Raw genomic sequence first — 22,213 nt, 5'->3', positions numbered from 1 at the left:
TTTATATATAAAATATAAAAAAATCTATGCAAAATGTAGGTTTGCATAGATTTCTTGAAATTAAAATTTGAATAATTAATTTGTCGTTAATGTTAATTATTTTATATATTGTATCGCAAATAAACTGTATTTATTTTTCAGTTTATGAATATACTTATATATTATAAAAATTTAAAAATATCCAAGTTGCTTAATTAAAAGAACCCATAGAAATATGGTTACAATAGATATTGCAGTTGTAAAAACAACTAGCTGTCCAGCAAGTTCACTATCTGCCCCCATTTGTTCAGCCATTGTAAAAGATGATACTGCTGTAGGTGCTGAAAACATAATTAATACGCTCGCTAACTCAATATCTCTAAATCCCATAGCTATTGATATAGGAATAAATATTGAAGGAATAAATATTAATCTTCCAAATACTCCTATAAATATATTTCTTATATTTCCTTTTAATCTACTAAACTCAAATTCCCCTCCCAATATTACAAGTGCTAGAGGTGTTGCTATTTTTGATATGTCTTGTATTGCAGTTTCCATAAAAACAGGCAACTTTATATTTATGAAAAGAGCCATTAAACCAAGTGCTGATGCTATAATTAACGGGTTTTTAGCAATACCTTTAATTATAGCTTTTATGTTAATATGTCCACCTCTAAATATCTCTAAAACTATAACTGCGAGAAAATTAAAAGTAGGCACTACAACAGCTATAAGTAATGATGTAATTCCAATAGCGTCATCTCCAAACAGAGAAATTACTACTGGTATTCCAAATAAAACAAAATTACTTCTAAAAATAGTCTGTATTAATACCCCTCTTCTTGCATTTTCTTTTTCAATTAACGGTATTATAATACACATAAATAAACAACTTATTACTATAGAACTTGGAGCAAAAATCATGAGCTTAATATTAAAAACTCCATCCAAATTAGTTTTGTATACATTATAAAAAAGTAATGTTGGTAGAAATATTTTAAATGTTACATTATTCATAACCTTTAATGTATGTTTATCTATTAACTTAATTCTTTTAATAAAATACCCCAATGCAACCGTAAGAAATAAAGGTAAAACTACATTTAATGATAATATTATATTTTCCATAAGCCCCCCCAATTTATATTTATTATATAAATATTACATTTAAGAAATTTCTCTGTCAAACTCGTCACTTAATTTAGAAAAAATATAATGACATATATTTTTTCATCTTTATATAGAATTTTGCACAAAACAAAAAAGACTTAAGCTTTTGCTTAAGTCTTTGGTGCCGAAGACCGGAATCGAACCGGTACGGTGTTTAACCACCGCAGGATTTTAAGTCCTGTGCGTCTGCCAGTTCCGCCACTTCGGCATACTATAAGGCAATTGTTATATAATTATGGTTGCGGGGGCAGGACTTGAACCTACGGCCTTCGGGTTATGAGCCCGACGAGCTACCAACTGCTCCACCCCGCGATGTTAAATACTATTTATTTTTTTGGTGCCGAAGACCGGAATCGAACCGGTACGGTGTTTAACCACCGCAGGATTTTAAGTCCTGTGCGTCTGCCAGTTCCGCCACTTCGGCACTTTTGGTAGCGGAAATAGGACTTGAACCTACGACACCTCGGGTATGAACCGAGTGCTCTAGCCAGCTGAGCTATTCCGCCATAATGGTTGCGGGGGCAGGACTTGAACCTACGGCCTTCGGGTTATGAGCCCGACGAGCTACCAACTGCTCCACCCCGCGATGTTAAATACTATTTATTTTTTGGTGCCGAAGACCGGAATCGAACCGGTACGGTGTTTAACCACCGCAGGATTTTAAGTCCTGTGCGTCTGCCAGTTCCGCCACTTCGGCACTTTTGGTAGCGGAAATAGGACTTGAACCTACGACACCTCGGGTATGAACCGAGTGCTCTAGCCAGCTGAGCTATTCCGCCATAATGGTTGCGGGGGCAGGACTTGAACCTACGGCCTTCGGGTTATGAGCCCGACGAGCTACCAACTGCTCCACCCCGCGATGTTAAATACTATTTATTTTTTGGTGCCGAAGACCGGAATCGAACCGGTACGGTGTTTAACCACCGCAGGATTTTAAGTCCTGTGCGTCTGCCAGTTCCGCCACTTCGGCTTGTTGAACATCAAGCTGCTAACAACAAAACTTATTATAATGCATAATGTTATTACTGTCAACCTAATTTTTTTATAAATTTTATTATTTATTTTAATTAATTAAATTTTAATGTATAAAAAATGTAGAATAAATATAATTGCAAAACAAGCCAATTATTAATTCATCCTACATAATAGCGCCATTAATAATATCTTTGATAGATAATTAAACTCTTTTACTATTCTTACCTTTGAATTCTTGATGTTTTTTCACATCTTGCATTCTTTCCTCACTATCTTTTAAGAATTTTGACATAATATCTTCAAAGTTATTTGCTGCTGATTTTTTCTTTTCAGATGATTTCCAATCAATTTCCGCTGGTCTAGCTGATCTTTTAGGAACATTAGTATTTGCTTGTTTTATTGAAAGACTTATTTTACCATTATCATCAATTGATATAACTTTTACTTTAACTTTATCTTGTTCTTTAAGATGCTCCTTTATATCTTTTACATAAGAATCCGCTACTTCTGAGATGTGAACCAATCCAGTTTTCCCTTCAACTTCAATAAAAGCTCCAAAATTTGTAATATTAACTACTGTGCCCTCTACTATGTTTCCTGCCATTAAGGTCATGTTTAAACGACTCCTCCTTGAATTTGAAAATATATTGTTTAAGAACAATTTACATTAGTAATTATTCTTGCTTTAAACCTAATTATTAGTTAAATGATTTTTTATTATTCAATTTAAGATAAATATTTATAAAAATCAGAATCTAATTCCCATCGTTTTTGGCCGACTCTTCACTATTAACAACTTTCTCACCGGGTTTAATCATACCAAGTCTTTCTCTTGCCAATCTTTCTAAGTAATCCAATGATCCTTCATCAATTTTATTAACCTCATCTTGAAGTCTTTCATGTTTAGTCTTAATTTCGTCTAACTGAGATTGTTTGCTTTGTATTTCCTTTTCTATTCTGTTCATTGTTATCATTTGTCTAATATAGCCAAAACAAAAGATGAATAAAAATAAAGCAATTATCAATTTCTTTAATATTGACTTTTTTCTCATAATATAGAACCTCTATTTTTATAAATTACCCTAATTATATTGTAAACACTATATTAATATTATTCAAGATATTTTTCTTATTTATTCTTATCTATAATCTTATAAAATGCTAGTTTTAATGGATAACTTAAGTTTTTTAATATCACCCTTATAATCTTAAAAATTATATCTAGTATAAATTTTTCGATACTATAAAAATACTTACTTATAAATATCATATAAAGTAAAATAGTGCAACATATAAAAATATATACATATGGAGTTAAAAAAGCATAGTTAGTATATAATAAAAAAGTAAAAACAATTATACTTGCGAGTATCCAAAATAATATATCTTCCACAATCATAACAGCCTTAAAATTACTTAACCCTCTGATTATTCTATACATATCAAATAGTATGCCTGTTATTATTCCTGCTAATATACTAAAGAATACTATGTTAAATTGCATGCTTATCTGTAGCGGCATCTTCTTACCCTACCTAAATAGCCTTTTTATTATGCTTTCATCGCTCTTTTTTGTTACTTTTCCATTATACACCATAGATGCAATATTGCCTTCAATTATAACATCTCCATTTTGCACATCTAATTTATTCATTTTTAGATCTTCACCTTTAATAGTTAGATTACCTAAATTAGTAGTCAAATCTATTTTTAATTCATCAAAACTTATAACTTCAATAACTCCACTTATAGTTAATCTTCTTCTATTTTCTAAATTTAAATTAGACTTATTTTCTTCTTGTTTATTATCTACTCTTTTCTCCATAAAAACTTCCTCCTATATTCTTCTTATATACATATATGATTATAGGATTAGATTTAGAATTTATATTTTCTATTAAATATAATAAAAAGAGTAGTTATTAGTTTCTACTCTTTGTCTTCTTCGCCTTCTAGTATAGTATACATTTCTTTAGCATCTTCTTTTCTAACATGTTCAGCAATATTAATAATCTCTGCTTTAAGCATTCTGTTAGCAAATGTTATTTCGATAATATCACCTTCATTTATCTTTGTAGAAGGTTTTGCTACCTTATCATTTATTTTTATTCTTCCACTTTCGCAAACTTCCTTAGCTACCGTTCTTCTTTTTATTATTCTTGAAACTTTTAAGTACTTATCTAATCTCATTTCTTCTCCTTATAGTAAATTAAAAGAACCCGAAACTTCGGGTCCACTTTTCCTATTTTAAGTTAATTATTACTTATTAACTTTATCTTTAAATTCTTTTCCTGGCTTGAATACTGGAACTGTTGTTTCAGCAATATCAAGAGGTTCTCCTGTTCTTGGATTTCTTACTTTTCTTGCTTTTCTTACTCTGCTTTCAAAAGTACCAAATCCAACTAATTGAACCTTATCCTTGTTTTCTAAAGTTTCTTCAACTGTTTCGATGAATGCTTTTAAAGCTAATTCAGCATCTTTTTTAGTTAATTTACTTTTTTCTGCCATACTAGTGATTAATTCTGATTTATTCACAATAACATCCTCCTTAAAATACAGTTACATTTTATTTAAACTGTTCTTTTTATGTACTAAGTTGCACCCTTTTATTATATAACCTCTTTCCACAAGAGTCTATAGAAAAACAAATTCTTTCATTGAATTAAAAATAAAGCAAAATTATATAGCAAATAAGTTACAACATAGTTACTTTATAAATTATTATTCTTCAAAAAGTAGAAAATTCCTTTAATATATTGTTATATTAATCTATTTTTTTGATTTTTCCCAAAGTTTATCCATATCTTCTAAGCTCATATCAATTAATTCAATACCTTTTTTCTTTGATTCTTCATCAATATAAGCAAATCTACGTATAAACTTGTCTATAGCATTATTTAAAGAAATTTCTTCATCAACCTTTAAAAGTCTAGCAATATTTACACAAGAAAATAATAAATCACCGACTTCATCTTTTATTTTATCCATATTTTCCATATTATATACATCTATTACTTCTTGAATTTCTTCATTTAATTTTTTTATTGCTTCATCAACATTTTCAAAATCAAATCCAACCTTTTTAGCCTTTTCTTGAACTTTATGCGCTCTTAAAAGCGCTGGTAATCCTTTAGTTATTCCTTTCATTTCATCAACAAGTCCTAAATATCCCTTTTCTTTCTTTTTTAATTCATCCCATTTGATTATAACTTCATCAGAGGTATTTAAATTAACATCACTATTAAAAATATGTGGATGTCTATATATCATTTTATTACAAATCCCCTCTATTACGTCTAGAATGTTAAAATAACCATCTTCATTACCTATTGATGAATGAAATACAACTTGAAGTAATACATCTCCTAGCTCCTCTATCAAGGCGTCATCATCATCTCTGTCTATAGCATCAATAACTTCATAACTCTCTTCTACAAGTGCCTTTTCTAAGGATTTATGAGTCTGTTCTTTATCCCAAGGACATCCATCTTCACTTCTTAATTTTTCTACTATATCTAATAAATCATTAAAATCTTTTTTATTATTTAGATCCCTAGGCATATATATAGATGTTAGATAGTCTATATCCTCCTGCATATCTAGTTCAAATAAAGGTATCTTTCTAATACTTTCTTCTCCCTGTATACCTGCTGCTCTTACATAAAATATTTCTGTCTCATCATTATAATATTCTAATAATCTAAGTTTAACTTCTGATGCTATTAATGGATTATATACTTGAGTTACTATTGTTCCTATTCTCTTGTCTAATATTTGATTTTTTATATCAAATGCATCTATTACCTTTAATCCTTCTATTGGATCTATTTGTAGACCTTCCATCATAGCATCTATAAAACTAACAGCTGGAATTATTTTATACTCTATGTTTTCTTCTTTACATAAATCAATTAAATTAAAAACAGATTTTTCAGCAACTAGAGGATGACCCGGAACTGCATAAACCAAGTCCCCGCACTCTTTATGTTTACATATTAAATCTTGTGCTATATCTAAATATACTTCATCAAAGCTTTCCTTAGTCTCATATACGTTATCATAGGTGCTGAAATTCACTTTCTCTTCTATTAAGTAATCTACTGTTGGATGTTTTTCTGTTCTCAAAAACACATTCTTCCCATTTCTAAGTTCATTTAATGTTCCTATTGTTAATGATTCCTTTGATCCTGGTCCTAATCCAACTATTTTAATCATTAGGTTCCTCTCCTTTTTATATCCTTTTGATTCTATCTTTTATTTCTTCTATTCCAAATACTTTAAATACTATTACTAATATACCATATATTATTCCTCCTATAAATATTGACAACAAACATGATATACCATTACTTACAGTGCACTTATATATAATATTATAACTAAACATTACTGCTATTATCATAATTATTGATGCATATGAAGGTTTTATTAATATGTCATATAAATCTAATTTTATTTTTAGCGTAACTTTTAAGACTATAATATTTAATATACTTGCAATAACATATGCGCTTATAGTTCCAATAACTGCACCATAAATATTAAGATATTTAACAGGCATTAATGTCCATGTTAATATTACCTTAACAATACATCCAATAAATAAATTTATAACCGGCTTTATATAATGCCCTGTTCCTTGCAATATTGACGTAGTAGTTTGTGTTATTATTATAAATGGTATAGATATAGATAGATATGTCAATATTTCAAATCCTTCAAATCTTCCTGGAAAAATAAATTTCATTACAGGTTCAGCTAAAAAGAATAAACCAAGCGTACACGGAAGTGCTATTACTATTGCCATTTTCATTGACATATTTATTTTATTCTTTAATTCACTATTCTTTTTTAAAATAAAACTCTCAGCAATTATAGGAATTAAAGATGTGCAAATTGCCATTGAAAGTGTAAGTGGTATATTAACTATGACAGACGCTTTTCCAGTTAATTGAGCATATAATACTGTAGCTTCTGTAGTTGTAAAACCAGCTTGTAACAGCTTTTGCGGAACTAAAATGGAATCTATTAAATTCATTATAGTTCCTACTGTTGTTCCCAATGAAATTGGAATTGCAATTTTCAGTATTGTATTTAATACATCTGAATTAGCCTTCAATCTCTTTATTCCATATTCTTTTTTTATTTTTTTATATTTTGAATACAGATACGACGTACCTAAAACCGCTCCAGCTGTTGCACCAAAGGCTGCGCCACCAGCTGAATATTCTATACCCCTTGGCAATAAAAACACTGCTAATCCCACTCCAAAAAGCACTCTTCCAATTTGTTCTATTATCTGAGATATGGCTGATGGGGTCATATTTTGAAATCCTTGAAAAAATCCTCTTAGTATTGTCATACATGAAATAACAACAGGAGCAAAAGAGATCCCTATTAAAGAATAATACGACTTCTCATCCCATTTAAGATAATGAATTATAGGATGAGCAAAGAAAAATAAGAATACCGTCATGCCTGTCCCTATTATTATCATTAAAAGAAACGACTCCTTCATTACTTCGAAGGTTCCTCTTATATCATTTACAGCATTTCTTTCAGATATTATTTTAGACATAGCAACTGGTACACCTGAAGCTAATGCTATGTAAAACATATATAGCGGATAAGACATCTGATAATACCCTATACCTTCATCTCCAATTAACATTATCAATGGCCATCTAAAAAATAATCCTAGGAATCTTGTTAATATTCCTGCTATACCTAAAATTAAACTTGCTTTAACAAGTGATTGTTTTTTCATAAAACACCTCCAAACTTACATACTATTAATAATTCTTATTGTAAATCTGGAGGTATTATGACTTTTATTTTAATTATTGATAATTTTGATTTTTTATGTTTCTCAAAGAAGTATTATTGCTCCATTTGTTTTCCTAAAAATGCAGCTGCTGTCTCAACTAGTTTTGTTTCAACATCTCCTAATTCTACATCATCTTCTTTTGATAGAATAATTACAGCTCCAATCTCATCACCTTCTGCTATGATAGGTGCAATGACTTGACTGATATATTCTGTTTCTTCATCATCATTATGTAATGGAACTACTGATCCTGAAGATTTATTTAATAACACAGTTTTTCTATCATTCATTATTTTTTCTAATTCGTTACTTACTTTTCTTTCAATATACTCTTTTTTGGGAGCTCCACTTACTGAAATAAATGCATCTTTATCACATATCAATACAATATGTCCTATAACTTGTTGTAAACTTTCGCAATATTCCTTTGAAAAATCAGTTAGCTCTTCAATTGGAGAATATTTTTTCAATATTACTCCTCCATCACGGTCTGTAAAAATCTCTAACGGATCTCCTTCCCTTATTCTTAATGTTCTTCTTATTTCTTTTGGAATTACTACCCTTCCTAAGTCATCAATTCTTCTGACAATTCCTGTTGCTTTCATTAGTTATTCACCGTTGTAGAAAGTTTATAAAATATTATATGTTTTTGTTATATAACACTTAAAAATATTATTTAATATAAAGTTATCTATTCCTTTCTAACAACATGCTCCTTTCTTCTATATTTGTTTAAGTAATTTTATCTAAGTAATTTACGATATTATTATTTGAATATATAGAAATTTTATGCACTAATAACTAAATTTTATATTATATAAAAAAAAATTTTCTCCTCTTTAAGTTAAGAGGAGAAAATTTACTATAATCTATCTTCGTATGTCTTTATCTGTATATCCTTTTTCCATTCTTCTAATTTTGAATTATATGCTGCATTAGTTTTTTCTTGAGTTACTTGTGATTTAATGCTATCTTTTACTTCATCAAAAGGAGTTACTTTACTTTCTCCTCTTTCTGCAACTAAAATATGAGATACATTCGCACCTTCACTAGTTACACCAGTGACTTTAATTATATGATATCCAAATTGGCTCTTTACAGGTGCTGAAATTTCACCTTCTTTTAAATTTTTAAATCCATCCATAAATTCTTGAACATATTGAGTATCATCATACTTTACAAATCCTAAGCTTCCGCCATTGTCTTTTGTTCCAGTATCAGTTGATTTTTCTTTAGCTGTCTTAGCAAAATCTGCACCAGCATCTAATTCAGCCTTTATAGCATTAGCTTCTTCTAAAGATTTGTTATAATCTATTTCTCCTTGTGTAGTATACTTACTGTCTTTATTCTCTTCATAATAATTCTTTACATCATCATCAGTTATCTTAACATCTTTAGTCATTGCTTCATATATAGCATTTAATTTTGCTTGATCTCTTTGAATTTCTTTAAAGCTATCCTCTGTATAACCATATTGCTCTAAAGCTTTCTTATACTGATCTTCTCCACCGTACACTTGTTTATATTGAGAAATTGTATCTTCAACTTTCTTATTAAGTTCATCATCTGATGGTATTAATTTTAATTCAGTACCTTTTTGTATCATTACTTTTTCATTTACTAACATAGTTAAATATTGTTGTCTTATTTGTTTAAGTTGTTCTTTTGCTTGATCATTATTTGCATAATCTTCGCCATAAGTAGATTTTAATTGCTGAACAACTCCAGCTTTTTCCAATTCACTTTCTAAATCACCTTTAGTAATTTTCTCATCACCTACTTTTGCAATAACTGTTTTTGCTATAGCTTCAGGCGTTTTTTCAATCATTTTGCAACCCATCATTGATATTGCTAATGCACAAACTGCTGCAGTTGCAATAATTTTTTTTAATCTTTTCAAAGTATTCCCCTCGCTTTTTTCTAAGTATTGCTGTAAAAGACATAATATTAGTATATCAATATTATTTTTACAATTCAATTTTTTCAATTAATATTTATATTGTAATATTACTCAGTTCAAAATAAACAATATAATTTAGTATATCATTTTTTTATTACAAGATTATGTCATCTACTACTTCTTTTAAAAACTCTAACTTATTTTCTTTTTTTATTCCTTTAATTTTAAAAGCAAAATATGGTTCTAATCCAAATTTCAATACCACAATATCTTTGTATTTTTTAATAAGATTTACATAAATATTAGAATAATCACTTTCGCCTTGAGCGAATTTAAATATTATCACTTTTGGCATTTCTTTTATTTCCTCAATAAATACAGTTTTTGCTTTATTCTTTATATATGCTATATCCATCAAGTTACGAACTGATTCAGGCATTTTAGAGTATCTATCGTTTAGTTCTTCTTCTATATCATTATAATCATCTATATTTTCAATAGCTGCAATCTTTTTATATACCTCTATCTTTTGTATTTCATCTTCTATATAATGTTCTGAAATAAATGCATCAACTTTTATATCTACTGTAGTTTCAATAGGTTCTTTACTTATTTCACCTTTAATTATCTTAATAGTATCCTCGAGCATTCTACAATATAAATCATATCCTATAGTTGCCATGTGTCCATGTTGAGAAGATCCCATCATGTTACCTGCTCCCCTTATTTCTAAATCTCTCATAGCTATCTTAAATCCTGATCCTAATTCCGTAAAATCCCTCAAAGCTTTAAGTCTCTTCTCTGCTACTTCTGTTAAAACCTTATCTTTAGTATATAGCAGATATGCATATGCTATTCTGTTAGATCTACCTACTCTTCCTCTCAATTGATAAAGTTGTGATAATCCCATTTTATCAGAATCATATATTATAATAGTGTTTACATTCTGAATATCCATTCCAGTTTCTATAATTGTTGTACACACCAGTACATTATGCTCTCCCGACATAAAGTCCATCATTTCTTTTTCAAGTTCTCTTTCTGCCATTTGACCATGTGCGATGCCTATCTTAGCCTCCGGAACCAATTCTTGGACGTATTTAGCCATTCTATCAATATCTTCTACTCTGTTATAAACAAAATATACTTGCCCATCTCTGCCTACTTCTCTCAAAATTGCATCTCTTATAAGTTGATCATTTTGTTCTACAACATAAGTTTGTACAGGATATCTCTCTTCTGGAGGAGTTTCTATAACCGATATATCTCTCACCCCTGTTAATGACATATGAAGAGTTCTTGGTATAGGAGTAGCACTTAAAGTTAATACATCTACATTTTTCTTTAAATTTTTTATTTTCTCTTTTTGTTTAACTCCAAATCTTTGCTCTTCATCAATTATTAACAATCCTAAGTCTTTGAATTGTATGTCCTTTGAAACTATTCTATGAGTTCCTATTAAAATATCAACGTTTCCTTCTTTAAGCCTTTGAAGTGTTTCCTTTTGCTGTTTTGTAGTTCTAAACCTACTTACCATATCAACTTTTATTGGAAAATCTGAAAATCTATTTTTCATATTCTTGTAATGTTGTTCTGCTAAGATTGTAGTTGGAACTAAAAAAGCCACTTGCTTTCCATCCATAACACATTTAAATGCCGCCCTTACTGCAACTTCTGTCTTTCCATATCCAACATCTCCACATAAAAGTCTATCCATAGGCTTATCTGATTCCATGTCACTTTTAATTTCTTCTAATGATGTTAATTGGTCCGGAGTTTCTTCGTAAGGAAATTCATCTTCAAATTGTTTTTGCCATTGTGTGTCCTTTGAAAATTTGTAGCCCCTTACTGTTGCTCTTGTTGCGTAAAGCTTAACTAGGTCCTCAGCTATTTCATTAATGGATTTTCTAGCCTTAGCTTTAGCTTTTTGCCATTCAGTTCCACCAAGTTTGTTTATCTTAGGGAATTTCCCTTCACTTCCAACATATTTTTGTATTAAATCCAATTGCTCAACAGGAACATAAAGCTTATCCCCCTTATCATACACAATATCTAAGTAATCTCTCTTATGTCCTGCAACATCAATTTGTTTAATACCCTTATATACACCAATTCCATGGTTAGCATGAACTACATAGTCACCTGGTTTAAGTTCTGCAAAACTTTTTATCTTTGCAATACCTTTTTGCTTAGATTTATTTTTAGTCTTTAACTTTCTTTTAGCTTCGCCAAATACTTCCTTATCTGAAATTACACAAATTTTATAGTTTGGATATTCAAAACCTTTCAGCTGATTTCCAAAAGTAATTACAACTTCACCAAAATTAATTTTATCTACAGAATCTTTATATGAGCTTTCAATTCCTCTATCACGTAATGTGTCTACTAAACGTTCTCCCCTTGCTCTTGTACCTGATAAAATTAACGTCTTATATTCCTCAGATTTCTTTCTTGAAATATCATCAATTAATAAATCTAACTGACCTTGATAATTTGTTAACGTTGATTGACTTATATCAATTTTTGTAATTGGTCTTAACCAGTTATTATTCTGAGATAACGATTCTAAAAAAATTATTTTTTGTTCTGAAAATAATCCTAGTATTTCTTCTTTATTAAGTAATAGTCCTCCTTGTCCCGGAAAAATATCTCCTCTTTGAGAAAATGCTGTAAAATTCTCCTCAAACTCTATATATGTAGAACTTAATTTTCCCTCACATCTTTGAACATTATCCATTATAAAATAATAATCATTAAAATAATCAAATAAGCTTTCTGTCTTCTTAGAAAAATAATTTAAATAACTATCTATAGTTTCGAAAGAACATGTTTCTTCTAGTGATTCTAAATTCTTATTTAAAATTTTTCTTAATTTTTCTACTCTGTCTTTATCTTTATCCTTATCTTCTATTTCCTCAAATTCACTCTTTAGTTTTTCTCTACCATATTCTAAAGCCTCGTCAGTAAGGACTATTTCTTTTGCTGGAAATATGTTTACTGATTTAACTTTTTCAATGCTTCTTTGTGATTCTATATTAAATGTTCTTATGGATTCTATTTCATCTCCAAATAATTCAATTCTATATGGATAACTTGAGCATGTTGGGAAAACATCAAGAATCCCCCCCCTTAAAGAAAATTGACCCTTTCCTTCAACCATTTCTACTCTTTCATATCCTGATTGAATTAGTTTTTTGCCTATCTCTTTAACATCAACATCATCATTTTCTTTTAATTTTATATTATATTCTGTAAATAATTTATGTGGTGTATATTTAGAGGCAAATGCATCTACAGATGTTACAATTATTTTTTTATTATTATTTAATATCTCATTTATTACTTTTAATCTAGCCCATCTTAAATCTCCCGATACAGCATCAATATTATAAAATACTACCTCCTTAGCTGGGAAATAGTAAACCTCATTTGTGTATAATATTAAATCTTCATATAGGTTTTTGGCTTCTATATCATTTTGAGTTATTACTACTATAGACTTATCAATATTCTCAAATATACCATCTATTATATATCCTCTTCCAGATTCTGATATACCATATATTCCTATAGGATATTTTTTACCTTTAATTGAATCTTCTAAGTTCTTAAACTCTGAACTCTCCTCTAAAGGCTCCAATAATCCTTTTAACCTCATATTTTGCACCATCCTTAAATACTTAAATTCGGCTTAAATCCGTTATATTTATTCATAGCCTGCTTAACATCTGATTTTATAATCTCTTCTACTGCTTTTGTGGATGCATCTATACTAAATTTTAAAATATCCATTTCCTCTTTTGTAAATTTACCCAGTACATATTTTACAAGATCAACGTCAGGTTGTCCTACGCCCACCTTTATTCTCGGGAAAATATCTGTACCTAAATGCGCTATTATGCTCTTTATTCCATTATGCCCACCTGCACTACCTTTTTCCCTTAATCTAAGTCTTCCAATATCTAAACTTATGTCATCATAAATAACTATTATCTGCTCATTAGTAATCTTGTAAAAATCAACTACTTCTCTTATACTTTCTCCACTTAAATTCATATATGTAGTTGGTTTTAATAAAATCACTTTTGTATTGCCTATAAAGCCTTCGCCATACATACCTTTAAATTTTTCCCTATTTATATCAATATTATACTCCTTACTTATATTATCGATAACATTAAATCCTATATTATGTCGTGTATTTTCATATTGAATACCTGGATTTCCAAGTCCAACTATTAAAAACATATTTCATTACTCCTTTATTATAATTCTTTAAATTTAGTTAAGGTGAAAATAAAATTTACACCTTTAATTTTATCATTTTCTGCCCAGATTTCTTCTCCCTGCTGCATGAGTATCATTCTAACTATTGGCAGTCCTAGTCCAGTACTTACCTTGTTAGTTCTAGATTTATCTGATTTATAAAATCGATCCCATATTTTATTTATTTCTTCTTCTTCTATTTGAGGTCCATCATTGTATATTTGAGTAAATATTTTATTTCCTTTAATATAATTACTTATTTTTATAGTTCCACAATCTCCACAATACTTAACTGAATTATCTAACAAATTTGTTACCACCTGCATCATCTTATCTTCATCTGCATTTGCAAAACATTTTTCGTATTGAAAATTAACTTCTAAATTTATATTTTTATCATTTAATTTTTGCTCATTATTTATAATACAAATTCGTATTATTTCATTAATATCAACTTTTTTCATTTTAAATTTAAGTTTTCCTGACTCAATAGCTGATAAATCCAATAAATCATTAATTAATCTGGTTAATCTTTGAGTTTCATTATACGCTCTTTCTAAGTAATATCCCTCTTTATCTTTTGGGATTACGCCATCTATTATTCCTGATATAAACCCTTTAATTGAAGTTATAGGACTCCTTAATTCATGAGAAACGTTAGATATAAATTCTCGTCTATTATTTTCAACTTTTTCTAATGATTCAGCCATTATATTAAACGATTTTGCCAATTCTCCGATTTCATCATTTGAACATATACTAACTCTTTTATCCACTTCTCCATTGGCAAATCTTCTTGCGGTCTTGCTTATTTCATGCAATGGATTAATTAATATTATATTTGTAAAAAATGATAAAACTATAGTAGATAAGATCATAAAAAGACCTGCTGAAATCCAAATAATAATATATATTTTACTTAATTGACCTTTAACTAAAAATAAAGGCGACTCCATAACAACACAGCCCTTAAATTCACCATCTTGCATTACAGGATATATGCAAGTATAATTCTTTTTTATATATTTTATCGTCTTCCCGCTTTTTAAGACATCTGAAGATAAATTTAAAATCTTAGCATCTTCAGCATCATATATATGTTTAATATTATCTGCTGAAATATACATTCTCATCTTATCATCTAGTATATATATATCAGCATTTATTGCTGTTCCTGATATATTTAATATATTTTTCAATTTAGAAATTCTACTTTCTTCAGTATCTTCAATATCAGAATAAGTTATTATCATATTACTTATATATTGCCCCATTTGATTAAATTGAAGCTCTTTTTCTGTAATAAAATTCATTTTTATCCATATAGATAGTAAACAAGCTAAAAAAGTTAAAACACAAGCCATAATAATAGCATTAATATTCATTAATTTATGCAATAAGCCATGTTTCCTCATTATTTCACCTCAAACTTATATCCCACACCCCAAACTGTTTCTATCTGCCATTCTTCACCACTAGTTAATTTTTCTCTTAATCTTTTTATATGAACATCAACTGTTCTAGAATCTCCAGGGTAATCATACCCCCATACTTCGCAAAGTAATTGTTCTCTTGTAAATACTCTATTTTTATTTTTTGCTAAATAATACAAAAGTTCAAATTCCTTTGGCGGCATTTTTATATCTTCTTTATTAAAAATAACTTTATATGATGTTGGATCTATTGATAAATCACTAAGCTTTATTATTTCACTCTTAGCATTATCAGCTGAATATCTTCTTAAAACAGCCTTTACCCTTGCTAATAGCTCTTTTGGTTCAAAAGGTTTAACTATATAGTCATCTGCTCCTAATTCTAATGCTAAAACTTTATCAAATGTATCACCTTTAGCTGTAAGCATTATTACAGGAACTTCGCCTTGCTTTCTCACCCACTTTAATACATCTATCCCATCTATTCCAGGTATCATTACATCAAGCAACACCAAATTGGGATTATATTCCAAAAATAATTCTTGAGCTCTTTTTCCTGTACTAGCTATTTTAGTAGTATATCCTGAGCTCTCTAAATACATATTTAAAATTTCACTTATATTTTCATCATCATCTACTATTAAAATTTTATCCGATAAACTCTCCATATTTTATTTCCTCCAAAATATTCAAAATTCATTATATATAATTATGCCTTACATTAGGTAGTAAATAAAGCATTTTTATAATAAACCATATATTATTACAAACATGACATATTAAATTCTATCATCATAATTTTAAGTAATATTCTTAATAATGCCTTAAAATTCATACTGCAAAAACCCTCTACAGCTTTAATGCCATAGAGGGATATTTCCAATATGTATCATCTTTGATATTCAAACAACTTACTTATTGGCTGATCATCATAAATCCTTCTAATTGCTTCCGCAAATAGAGGAGCAACAGATATTGATTTAATTTTATAATTATCATTTTCTTCTTTTAGCGGTATAGTATTGAGCATTATTAATTCTTCAATTGATGAACTATTTATTCTTTCCATAGCAGGACCTGATAGCACTCCATGAGTACAACAAGCATAAACATTCTTAGCTCCCAAATCCTTAAGCGCATTAGCAGCATTTGTTATTGTTCCTGCTGTATCAATCATATCATCAAGTAGTATACATCTTTTTCCGTCTACATCACCAATTATATTCATAATTTCAGAAACATTAGCTTTTGGTCTTCTTTTATCTATAATAGCTATCGGCGCATGTAAATTATCTGCAAATTTTCTTGCTCTAGTAACACTTCCCAAATCCGGTGACACTACCACAACATCATCCTTGTCAATTAATCCTTTATTTATAAAATATTCTGCAAGTATTGGTGATCCAAGTAAATGATCCACTGGAATGTTAAAATATCCTTGAATTTGTGCTGCATGTAAATCCATAGTTAATACTCTATTTGCTCCAGCTGTTGTTAATAGATCAGCTACTAACTTAGCCGTTATTGGATCTCTTGATTTAGCTTTTCTATCTTGTCTAGCATATCCGTAATATGGAATAACAGCTGTTATTCTTCCTGCTGATGCTCTTTTAAAAGCATCAATCATTATTAGTAATTCCATAAGATTATTATTTACAGGCGAACAAGTTGATTGTATTATAAATACGTCTGTTCCTCTTACTGTTTCAGAAATATCAACTGATATTTCTCCATCACTAAAAGTTGAAACTTTTGATTTTCCCATAGTTACATTTAGTATATTTGCTATTTCTTCTGCTAACTGCGGATGAGAATTACCAGTAAAAATTTTTATATTTTTTCCATGAGTTATCATAATGTCAGAAGACCTCCTTAAAAATTATTAGCTAATAATATTTAAATTGCTATTTTTTTAATCCTCTTTTTTCAACCCAACCACTAATATTTCTTTGTTTTGCCCTTGCTACAGCTAGATCTCCTTCTTTTACTTCAGCTGTAATAGTTGATCCTGCTGCAATATAAGTATTATCACCAACTTTAACCGGAGAAACTAAGTTAGTATTACATCCAATAAAACTATGGTCTCCAATAATTGTCTTATGCTTTTCTTTTCCATCATAATTTACTACTACTGTTCCACATCCAAAATTACATCCTGAACCCACTTCTGCATCTCCAATATAAGTTAAGTGAGATACCTTAGTTCCATCTCCAATGGTAGCTTTCTTTATTTCAACGAAATCTCCTATTCTTGTACTCTTACCTATAATGCTATCTGGACGAATATAAGCAAAAGGTCCAACGGTTGTATTATCACCAATTTTACTATCTAATATTACAGATGATTGGATATCTACTTCATTACCTATTACACTATCCTTAATTCTTGAATTTTGATATAATAAACAATTCTCACCTATAACAGTATTTCCTTCTAGTATGTTATTTGGATATATTATTGTATCTTTTCCTATTTCAACATCCGCACCTATATATGTTGTTTTAGGGTCTATTAATGTAACGCCATTTTCCATGTGAATAGTATTGATTCTATTTCTAAGAATCTCTTCTGCTTCTGCTAGCTGAACCCTAGAATTTACTCCAATAGTTTCTTCGATGTCAGTAACAACTGCACCAATTGAATATCCTTCATCTTTTAAAATTCCAATTACATCTGTAAGATAATATTCACCTTGCTTATTATTATTATTTAATTTATCTAATGATTTAACTAATAATTCTATATCAAAGCAATAAATTGCTGAATTCATCTCTTTAATTTTGAGTTCTTCTTCATTACAGTCTTTATGTTCAACAATTTTTAATACTTTTCCACTTTCATCTCTAACTATTCTTCCATATCCAGTTGGATCGTCTACCATAGCTGTTAAAATTGTTGCTGCATTCTTGTTGTTTATATGATCATTTATTAAGCTTTCAACTGTTGACTGCTTTATTAAAGGTGTATCTCCTGTAAAAACAGCTACAACTCCTGATTTATTTTCCAAAAATTTTTTAGCACATTTAACTGCATGCCCAGTCCCTAATTGCTCTGCTTGAAGTGAATAAGTGACACCTGTGTCCTTAGTTTTTTCTTCTACAAGCTCTGCTCCTTTACCTATAATTAAATTTATATCTTGAATTTCTGCTTTTTTTACCGTATCTATAACATGCTTTACCATTTCCTTACCACATACTTTGTGAAGTACTTTAGGTAAATTTGATTTTATCCTTTTACCTTGTCCTGCCGCTAGAATTAATGCGCATTTATACATTATAATAACACCTCTTTATATAAGCTATAAGCCTATTCTATTATTCTAATTAATTATATTTGAAAGATAAATTTATTTCAACCCATGAGAATCTTAGATGTTTGATACTTCAAACGAAATAAGAGGAAGCACAAAACTTCCTCTTATTTCATAAATCATTATTCTTCTGCATTTTCTTGAGCTACTGCTTTTTCATAGGCTTCTAAAATTGCAGTTTGAATTTTTTCTCTTGCTTCTGTATTTATTGGGTGAGCTATGTCCTTAAATTCTCCATCTGGTGTTTTTCTGCTTGGCATAGCAATGAATAATCCCATTTGTCCTTCTATAACTTTGATGTCATGAATCACGAATTCATTATCAAAAGTAACAGAAACTATTCCTTTCATTTTACCTTCTGCTGAGATTTTTCTAATTCTAACGTCTGTAATTTGCATTTTTACTCTACCCCTTCCCAGTTGCTTATTAAAATTTCATATTTATATAATTTCTCCACAAATTTCTAAATTCCTTTTTTAATTTGTTAAATTATTAGAAAATTTATTTTTTATGTCAACTTTCCTAAAAATTATCTTATATAATGAATTAACACATTGCTTTTTTGTATATTTTTGTATAATAAAACGAAATATTTTATTATATTTTTATAAGATAATTTTACTTTTTAATAAACTTGGGTTCTCAAATTACAAAATAATATATTTCAATCTCTAATTTTTAATTATTTTAAGAAAATATCTTAGAAGGTTGAACATCTATTATTGCTGACTTATCTACAGATTTGAGTTCTACCACTGAAACATACTCATCCACTAATTTCTTTTCTATTGCTTGATTATCTACTAACACTCCGATGCCAACTAATTCACTGTCAAATTCCTTTAATAAATCTTTAATCCCAACAGCAGTTCCGCCGCCTTTCATAAAGTCATCAATGAATATACATCTACTGTTTGATTTCATTGACTTTTTAGAAAGAGCCATTTGTTGCAATCTTCCACTTGTTCCTGATACATAATTAATTGTAACTGTAGATCCTTCAGTTGCTATGCTACTTCTTCTAGCAATAACTAACTGAACTCCTAAATTTCTAGCTACTTCATATGCTAAAGGAATTCCTTTTGTTTCTACTGTTATTACATAATCCACATTTTTATCTTGAAAACATGATGATAATAATACACCAGCTTTATTTATTATCTGTGGATTATACATTAAATCTGTCATATAAATCATATTCCCCGGAATTACCCTACTTCCATCTTCTAATTGTTTACATAACTCTAACGCAAAATCTTTCTTCTGTTCATTACTTATTCCTGGCACATATCTTATTCCTCCAGCTACCCCGGCAATAGTTTCAATTTTACCCATTTCTAATTTTTCTAAAACTTCTCTTACAACAACTATATCTTCACTTATTGTTGATTTAGCTGCATTTAATAATTCTGAGAAAGTATTTAATCCAATTATTTTATTTGGGTTTTCTAATAATATTTTAGTTATTGCGACCACTCTCTTATTTCTCGTAAACTTTTCCACTAAAATCACCTACACGAATTTTATTTTAATTTATTGCTATTAATATTCATATTTTATTCTAAATTCAAATTAATAGCAATATTTTTAGATATAAACTTAATATTATATCTAAAATTGATTAACAAATATAATAAAATTACATATAATATTATGTATTTATTGTTTTTCTATGGTTCATTCTCTGAAAAATGTATATAATTATATATGGTTATATGTAAATTTATAATTTATTCTATGCTTCACAAATTTCTAGTAAATCTTATTTACAGCTATTTAATATTAACTTAAATTTTAATTTTTGCAATATATTATAGATAAAAATTTATTTTACTTGTAATTTTCTTATTTTTTAGAATAATTATAGATATTTTTATGAAAAGGAGTTGTTAATGTGTCTTTTGATTTTATAAAAGATAAAAATAAAAAAGTTCATTTTATTGGTATAGGTGGAATCAGTATGAGTGGACTTGCTGCTGTTTTATTAAATAGTGGATTTAAGGTATCAGGATCTGATGCAAAAAATTCTCCGATTGTTGAAAAGCTTAAGTCTTTTGGAGCAGAAATATACATAGGTCATAGAAGAGAAAACATTAATAATGTTGATTTAATTGTTTATACTGCTGCAATACCTAATGATAATCCAGAACTTTTGGAAGCCAAAGAAAAAAACATTCAATTAATGGATAGAGCTGAATTCTTAGGTCATATAATGAAAGGTCATAAATATAATGTAGCTATTTCTGGTACACACGGAAAAACTACATGTACATCTATGCTATCTCATGTTACTCTTGATGGAAATTTAGATCCTACCATATTGGTTGGTGGAGAACTTGATATAATAGATGGTAATTTCAGAATTGGTAATAGTGAGTACTTCTTAACAGAAGCTTGTGAATATAAACGTTCATTCTTGAAATTTTTCCCTTATGTTGGTGTAATTTTAAACATTGACGCTGATCATTTAGACTGCTACAAAGATATAAATGAAATAGCTGAAACATTCGAAAAATTTTCAAATTTAATACCTGATGACGGATATCTTGTAGGATATGGAGAAGATCCTCGGGTTAAAAACATTATCAATAAAGCAAAATGTAATACATTAAGTTATGGATTTGAAAATGCAGATGTAACTGCAAGAAATGTTAATTTTAACAAAATGGGTTGTGCTTCATTTGATGTATATAAAGATGACGAAAATTTATTTAGTGTATCTTTAAGTGTTCCAGGAAAGCATAATGTATTAAATGCTTTAGCCACAATTTGTGTTTCTCTAATTTTTAATATAACTTATGATTCAATAGCTAGTGGATTATCTAAGTGTAAGGGTGCTCATAAAAGATTTGAATATAAGGGAGAATTTAATGGAGTTACTGTAATTGATGATTATGCTCATCATCCTACAGAAATTAAAGCGACTTTAAGTACAGCAAAAAAAATAGATCACAATAAAATATATTGTGTGTTCCAACCACATACTTATACTAGAACCAAAACGTTGTTTGATGAATTCACTACTGCTTTTGATGATGCAGATGAGCTTATATTGATGGATATATATGCTGCACGTGAAAAAGATACAGGAATAGTATCTTCAGGTATGCTTGGAGATGCTATACGTGAAAGAGGAATAAAATGTACTAATGTTCATTCACATGATGAAGCATTAGAATATGTTAAGTCTAAAGTTGGTAATGATGATTTATTATTAACAGTAGGTGCTGGAGATGTAGTTATTGTTGGAGAAAAATATTTAGAATCTAAATAAATTCATATTAAGAGTAAAAAGATCATATCAATATTAATATTGATGTGATCCTTTATTTTAGTTAAATTCATTAAT

20 protein-coding genes and 9 tRNA genes are annotated in these 22,213 nt (G+C 28.9%); 1 reads left to right on the top strand and 28 read right to left on the bottom strand.

The annotated features are described in order from the left end of the window. Positions 1-171: 171 nt before the first annotated feature. The 28 genes from CNEONATNEC86_RS00710 to purR form a co-directional block, all read right to left on the bottom strand. Entirely contained in the window at positions 172-1,110 is a 939-nt protein-coding gene (locus tag CNEONATNEC86_RS00710; RefSeq protein ID WP_159115447.1) for an AEC family transporter, read from the bottom strand. Positions 1,111-1,271: 161 nt separating this feature from the next. Next, positions 1,272-1,360 (bottom strand) — tRNA-Leu (locus tag CNEONATNEC86_RS00705). Positions 1,361-1,388: 28 nt separating this feature from the next. Beyond that, positions 1,389-1,464: transfer RNA gene (locus CNEONATNEC86_RS00700), tRNA-Met, on the bottom strand. A gap of 23 nt (positions 1,465-1,487) precedes the next feature. Beyond that, positions 1,488-1,576: transfer RNA gene (locus tag CNEONATNEC86_RS00695), tRNA-Leu, on the bottom strand. A 5-nt stretch (positions 1,577-1,581) separates the two neighbouring features. Then, positions 1,582-1,658, bottom strand: a tRNA-Met gene (locus CNEONATNEC86_RS00690). 4 nt (positions 1,659-1,662) lie between these two features. Next, a tRNA-Met gene (locus CNEONATNEC86_RS00685) sits at positions 1,663-1,738 on the bottom strand. 22 nt (positions 1,739-1,760) lie between these two features. Beyond that, positions 1,761-1,849: transfer RNA gene (locus CNEONATNEC86_RS00680), tRNA-Leu, on the bottom strand. A gap of 5 nt (positions 1,850-1,854) precedes the next feature. Then, positions 1,855-1,931 (bottom strand) — tRNA-Met (locus CNEONATNEC86_RS00675). A gap of 4 nt (positions 1,932-1,935) precedes the next feature. Continuing rightward, positions 1,936-2,011: transfer RNA gene (locus CNEONATNEC86_RS00670), tRNA-Met, on the bottom strand. 22 nt (positions 2,012-2,033) lie between these two features. Continuing rightward, positions 2,034-2,122, bottom strand: a tRNA-Leu gene (locus tag CNEONATNEC86_RS00665). Between the two features lie 207 nt (positions 2,123-2,329). Beyond that, a complete protein-coding gene (locus tag CNEONATNEC86_RS00660; RefSeq protein ID WP_058293119.1) occupies positions 2,330-2,740 on the bottom strand; it encodes a S1 domain-containing RNA-binding protein in 411 nt (136 codons plus the stop codon). A 142-nt stretch (positions 2,741-2,882) separates the two neighbouring features. Then, positions 2,883-3,179, bottom strand: coding sequence for an FtsB family cell division protein (locus CNEONATNEC86_RS00655; protein WP_058293120.1), 297 nt, complete (start codon positions 3,177-3,179; stop codon positions 2,883-2,885). 77 nt (positions 3,180-3,256) lie between these two features. Beyond that, positions 3,257-3,649 (bottom strand): spore cortex biosynthesis protein YabQ, encoded by a 393-nt coding sequence (yabQ, locus tag CNEONATNEC86_RS00650; RefSeq protein ID WP_058293121.1) that lies wholly within the window; start codon positions 3,647-3,649, stop codon positions 3,257-3,259. A 9-nt stretch (positions 3,650-3,658) separates the two neighbouring features. After that, positions 3,659-3,952, bottom strand: a complete 294-nt coding sequence (gene yabP, locus CNEONATNEC86_RS00645; protein ID WP_058293122.1) for a sporulation protein YabP — start codon at positions 3,950-3,952, stop codon at positions 3,659-3,661. Between the two features lie 104 nt (positions 3,953-4,056). Continuing rightward, positions 4,057-4,317 carry an RNA-binding S4 domain-containing protein gene (locus CNEONATNEC86_RS00640; RefSeq protein ID WP_058293123.1) on the bottom strand — a complete coding sequence of 87 codons (261 nt, stop codon included), beginning with the start codon at positions 4,315-4,317 and terminating at the stop codon, positions 4,057-4,059. 69 nt (positions 4,318-4,386) lie between these two features. After that, a complete protein-coding gene (locus CNEONATNEC86_RS00635) occupies positions 4,387-4,662 on the bottom strand; it encodes an HU family DNA-binding protein (RefSeq protein WP_058293124.1) in 276 nt (91 codons plus the stop codon). A 234-nt stretch (positions 4,663-4,896) separates the two neighbouring features. Next, the gene (gene yabN / locus CNEONATNEC86_RS00630; protein WP_159115446.1) at positions 4,897-6,342 is read right to left on the bottom strand and encodes a bifunctional methyltransferase/pyrophosphohydrolase YabN; all 1,446 of its coding nucleotides are present in this window, start codon (positions 6,340-6,342) and stop codon (positions 4,897-4,899) included. 16 nt (positions 6,343-6,358) lie between these two features. Continuing rightward, on the bottom strand, positions 6,359-7,894 hold the full coding sequence (locus tag CNEONATNEC86_RS00625) for a putative polysaccharide biosynthesis protein (protein WP_159135402.1): 1,536 nt from the start codon (positions 7,892-7,894) through the stop codon (positions 6,359-6,361). 113 nt (positions 7,895-8,007) lie between these two features. Then, complete coding sequence (gene spoVT, locus CNEONATNEC86_RS00620) at positions 8,008-8,559, bottom strand: stage V sporulation protein T (protein WP_058293127.1); 552 nt, start codon at positions 8,557-8,559, stop codon at positions 8,008-8,010. 257 nt (positions 8,560-8,816) lie between these two features. After that, positions 8,817-9,854 carry a peptidylprolyl isomerase gene (locus tag CNEONATNEC86_RS00615; protein ID WP_058293128.1) on the bottom strand — a complete coding sequence of 346 codons (1,038 nt, stop codon included), beginning with the start codon at positions 9,852-9,854 and terminating at the stop codon, positions 8,817-8,819. A 154-nt stretch (positions 9,855-10,008) separates the two neighbouring features. Then, complete coding sequence (mfd, locus tag CNEONATNEC86_RS00610; protein ID WP_125147968.1) at positions 10,009-13,512, bottom strand: transcription-repair coupling factor; 3,504 nt, start codon at positions 13,510-13,512, stop codon at positions 10,009-10,011. A 14-nt stretch (positions 13,513-13,526) separates the two neighbouring features. After that, positions 13,527-14,102, bottom strand: coding sequence for an aminoacyl-tRNA hydrolase (gene pth / locus CNEONATNEC86_RS00605; protein WP_058293130.1), 576 nt, complete (start codon positions 14,100-14,102; stop codon positions 13,527-13,529). Between the two features lie 17 nt (positions 14,103-14,119). Continuing rightward, positions 14,120-15,535 carry a sensor histidine kinase gene (locus CNEONATNEC86_RS00600; protein ID WP_125147967.1) on the bottom strand — a complete coding sequence of 472 codons (1,416 nt, stop codon included), beginning with the start codon at positions 15,533-15,535 and terminating at the stop codon, positions 14,120-14,122. Then, positions 15,535-16,221 (bottom strand): response regulator transcription factor, encoded by a 687-nt coding sequence (locus CNEONATNEC86_RS00595; RefSeq protein WP_058293132.1) that lies wholly within the window; start codon positions 16,219-16,221, stop codon positions 15,535-15,537. The genes CNEONATNEC86_RS00600 and CNEONATNEC86_RS00595 overlap by 1 nt, the downstream gene beginning before the upstream one ends. Positions 16,222-16,442: 221 nt before the next feature. Further along, complete coding sequence (locus CNEONATNEC86_RS00590) at positions 16,443-17,408, bottom strand: ribose-phosphate diphosphokinase (RefSeq protein ID WP_058293133.1); 966 nt, start codon at positions 17,406-17,408, stop codon at positions 16,443-16,445. Positions 17,409-17,457: 49 nt separating this feature from the next. Continuing rightward, positions 17,458-18,828, bottom strand: a complete 1,371-nt coding sequence (gene glmU / locus CNEONATNEC86_RS00585) for a bifunctional UDP-N-acetylglucosamine diphosphorylase/glucosamine-1-phosphate N-acetyltransferase GlmU (RefSeq protein WP_058293134.1) — start codon at positions 18,826-18,828, stop codon at positions 17,458-17,460. A 158-nt stretch (positions 18,829-18,986) separates the two neighbouring features. Further along, a complete protein-coding gene (gene spoVG / locus CNEONATNEC86_RS00580) occupies positions 18,987-19,262 on the bottom strand; it encodes a septation regulator SpoVG (protein ID WP_058293135.1) in 276 nt (91 codons plus the stop codon). A 289-nt stretch (positions 19,263-19,551) separates the two neighbouring features. Continuing rightward, positions 19,552-20,367: a pur operon repressor gene (purR, locus tag CNEONATNEC86_RS00575; RefSeq protein WP_058293136.1), complete on the bottom strand. Its 816-nt coding sequence runs from the start codon at positions 20,365-20,367 to the stop codon at positions 19,552-19,554. 391 nt (positions 20,368-20,758) lie between these two features. On the opposite strand from purR, the gene murC reads away from it, so the two are divergent. Then, positions 20,759-22,138 carry a UDP-N-acetylmuramate--L-alanine ligase gene (gene murC / locus CNEONATNEC86_RS00570; protein WP_159135401.1) on the top strand — a complete coding sequence of 460 codons (1,380 nt, stop codon included), beginning with the start codon at positions 20,759-20,761 and terminating at the stop codon, positions 22,136-22,138. The last annotated feature ends 75 nt before the right edge of the window (positions 22,139-22,213 follow it).

Source organism: Clostridium neonatale (genome assembly GCF_900465025.1).
Taxonomy (GTDB): domain Bacteria; phylum Bacillota; class Clostridia; order Clostridiales; family Clostridiaceae; genus Clostridium; species Clostridium neonatale.
This window is presented reverse-complemented; position numbering and strand designations above follow the sequence as displayed.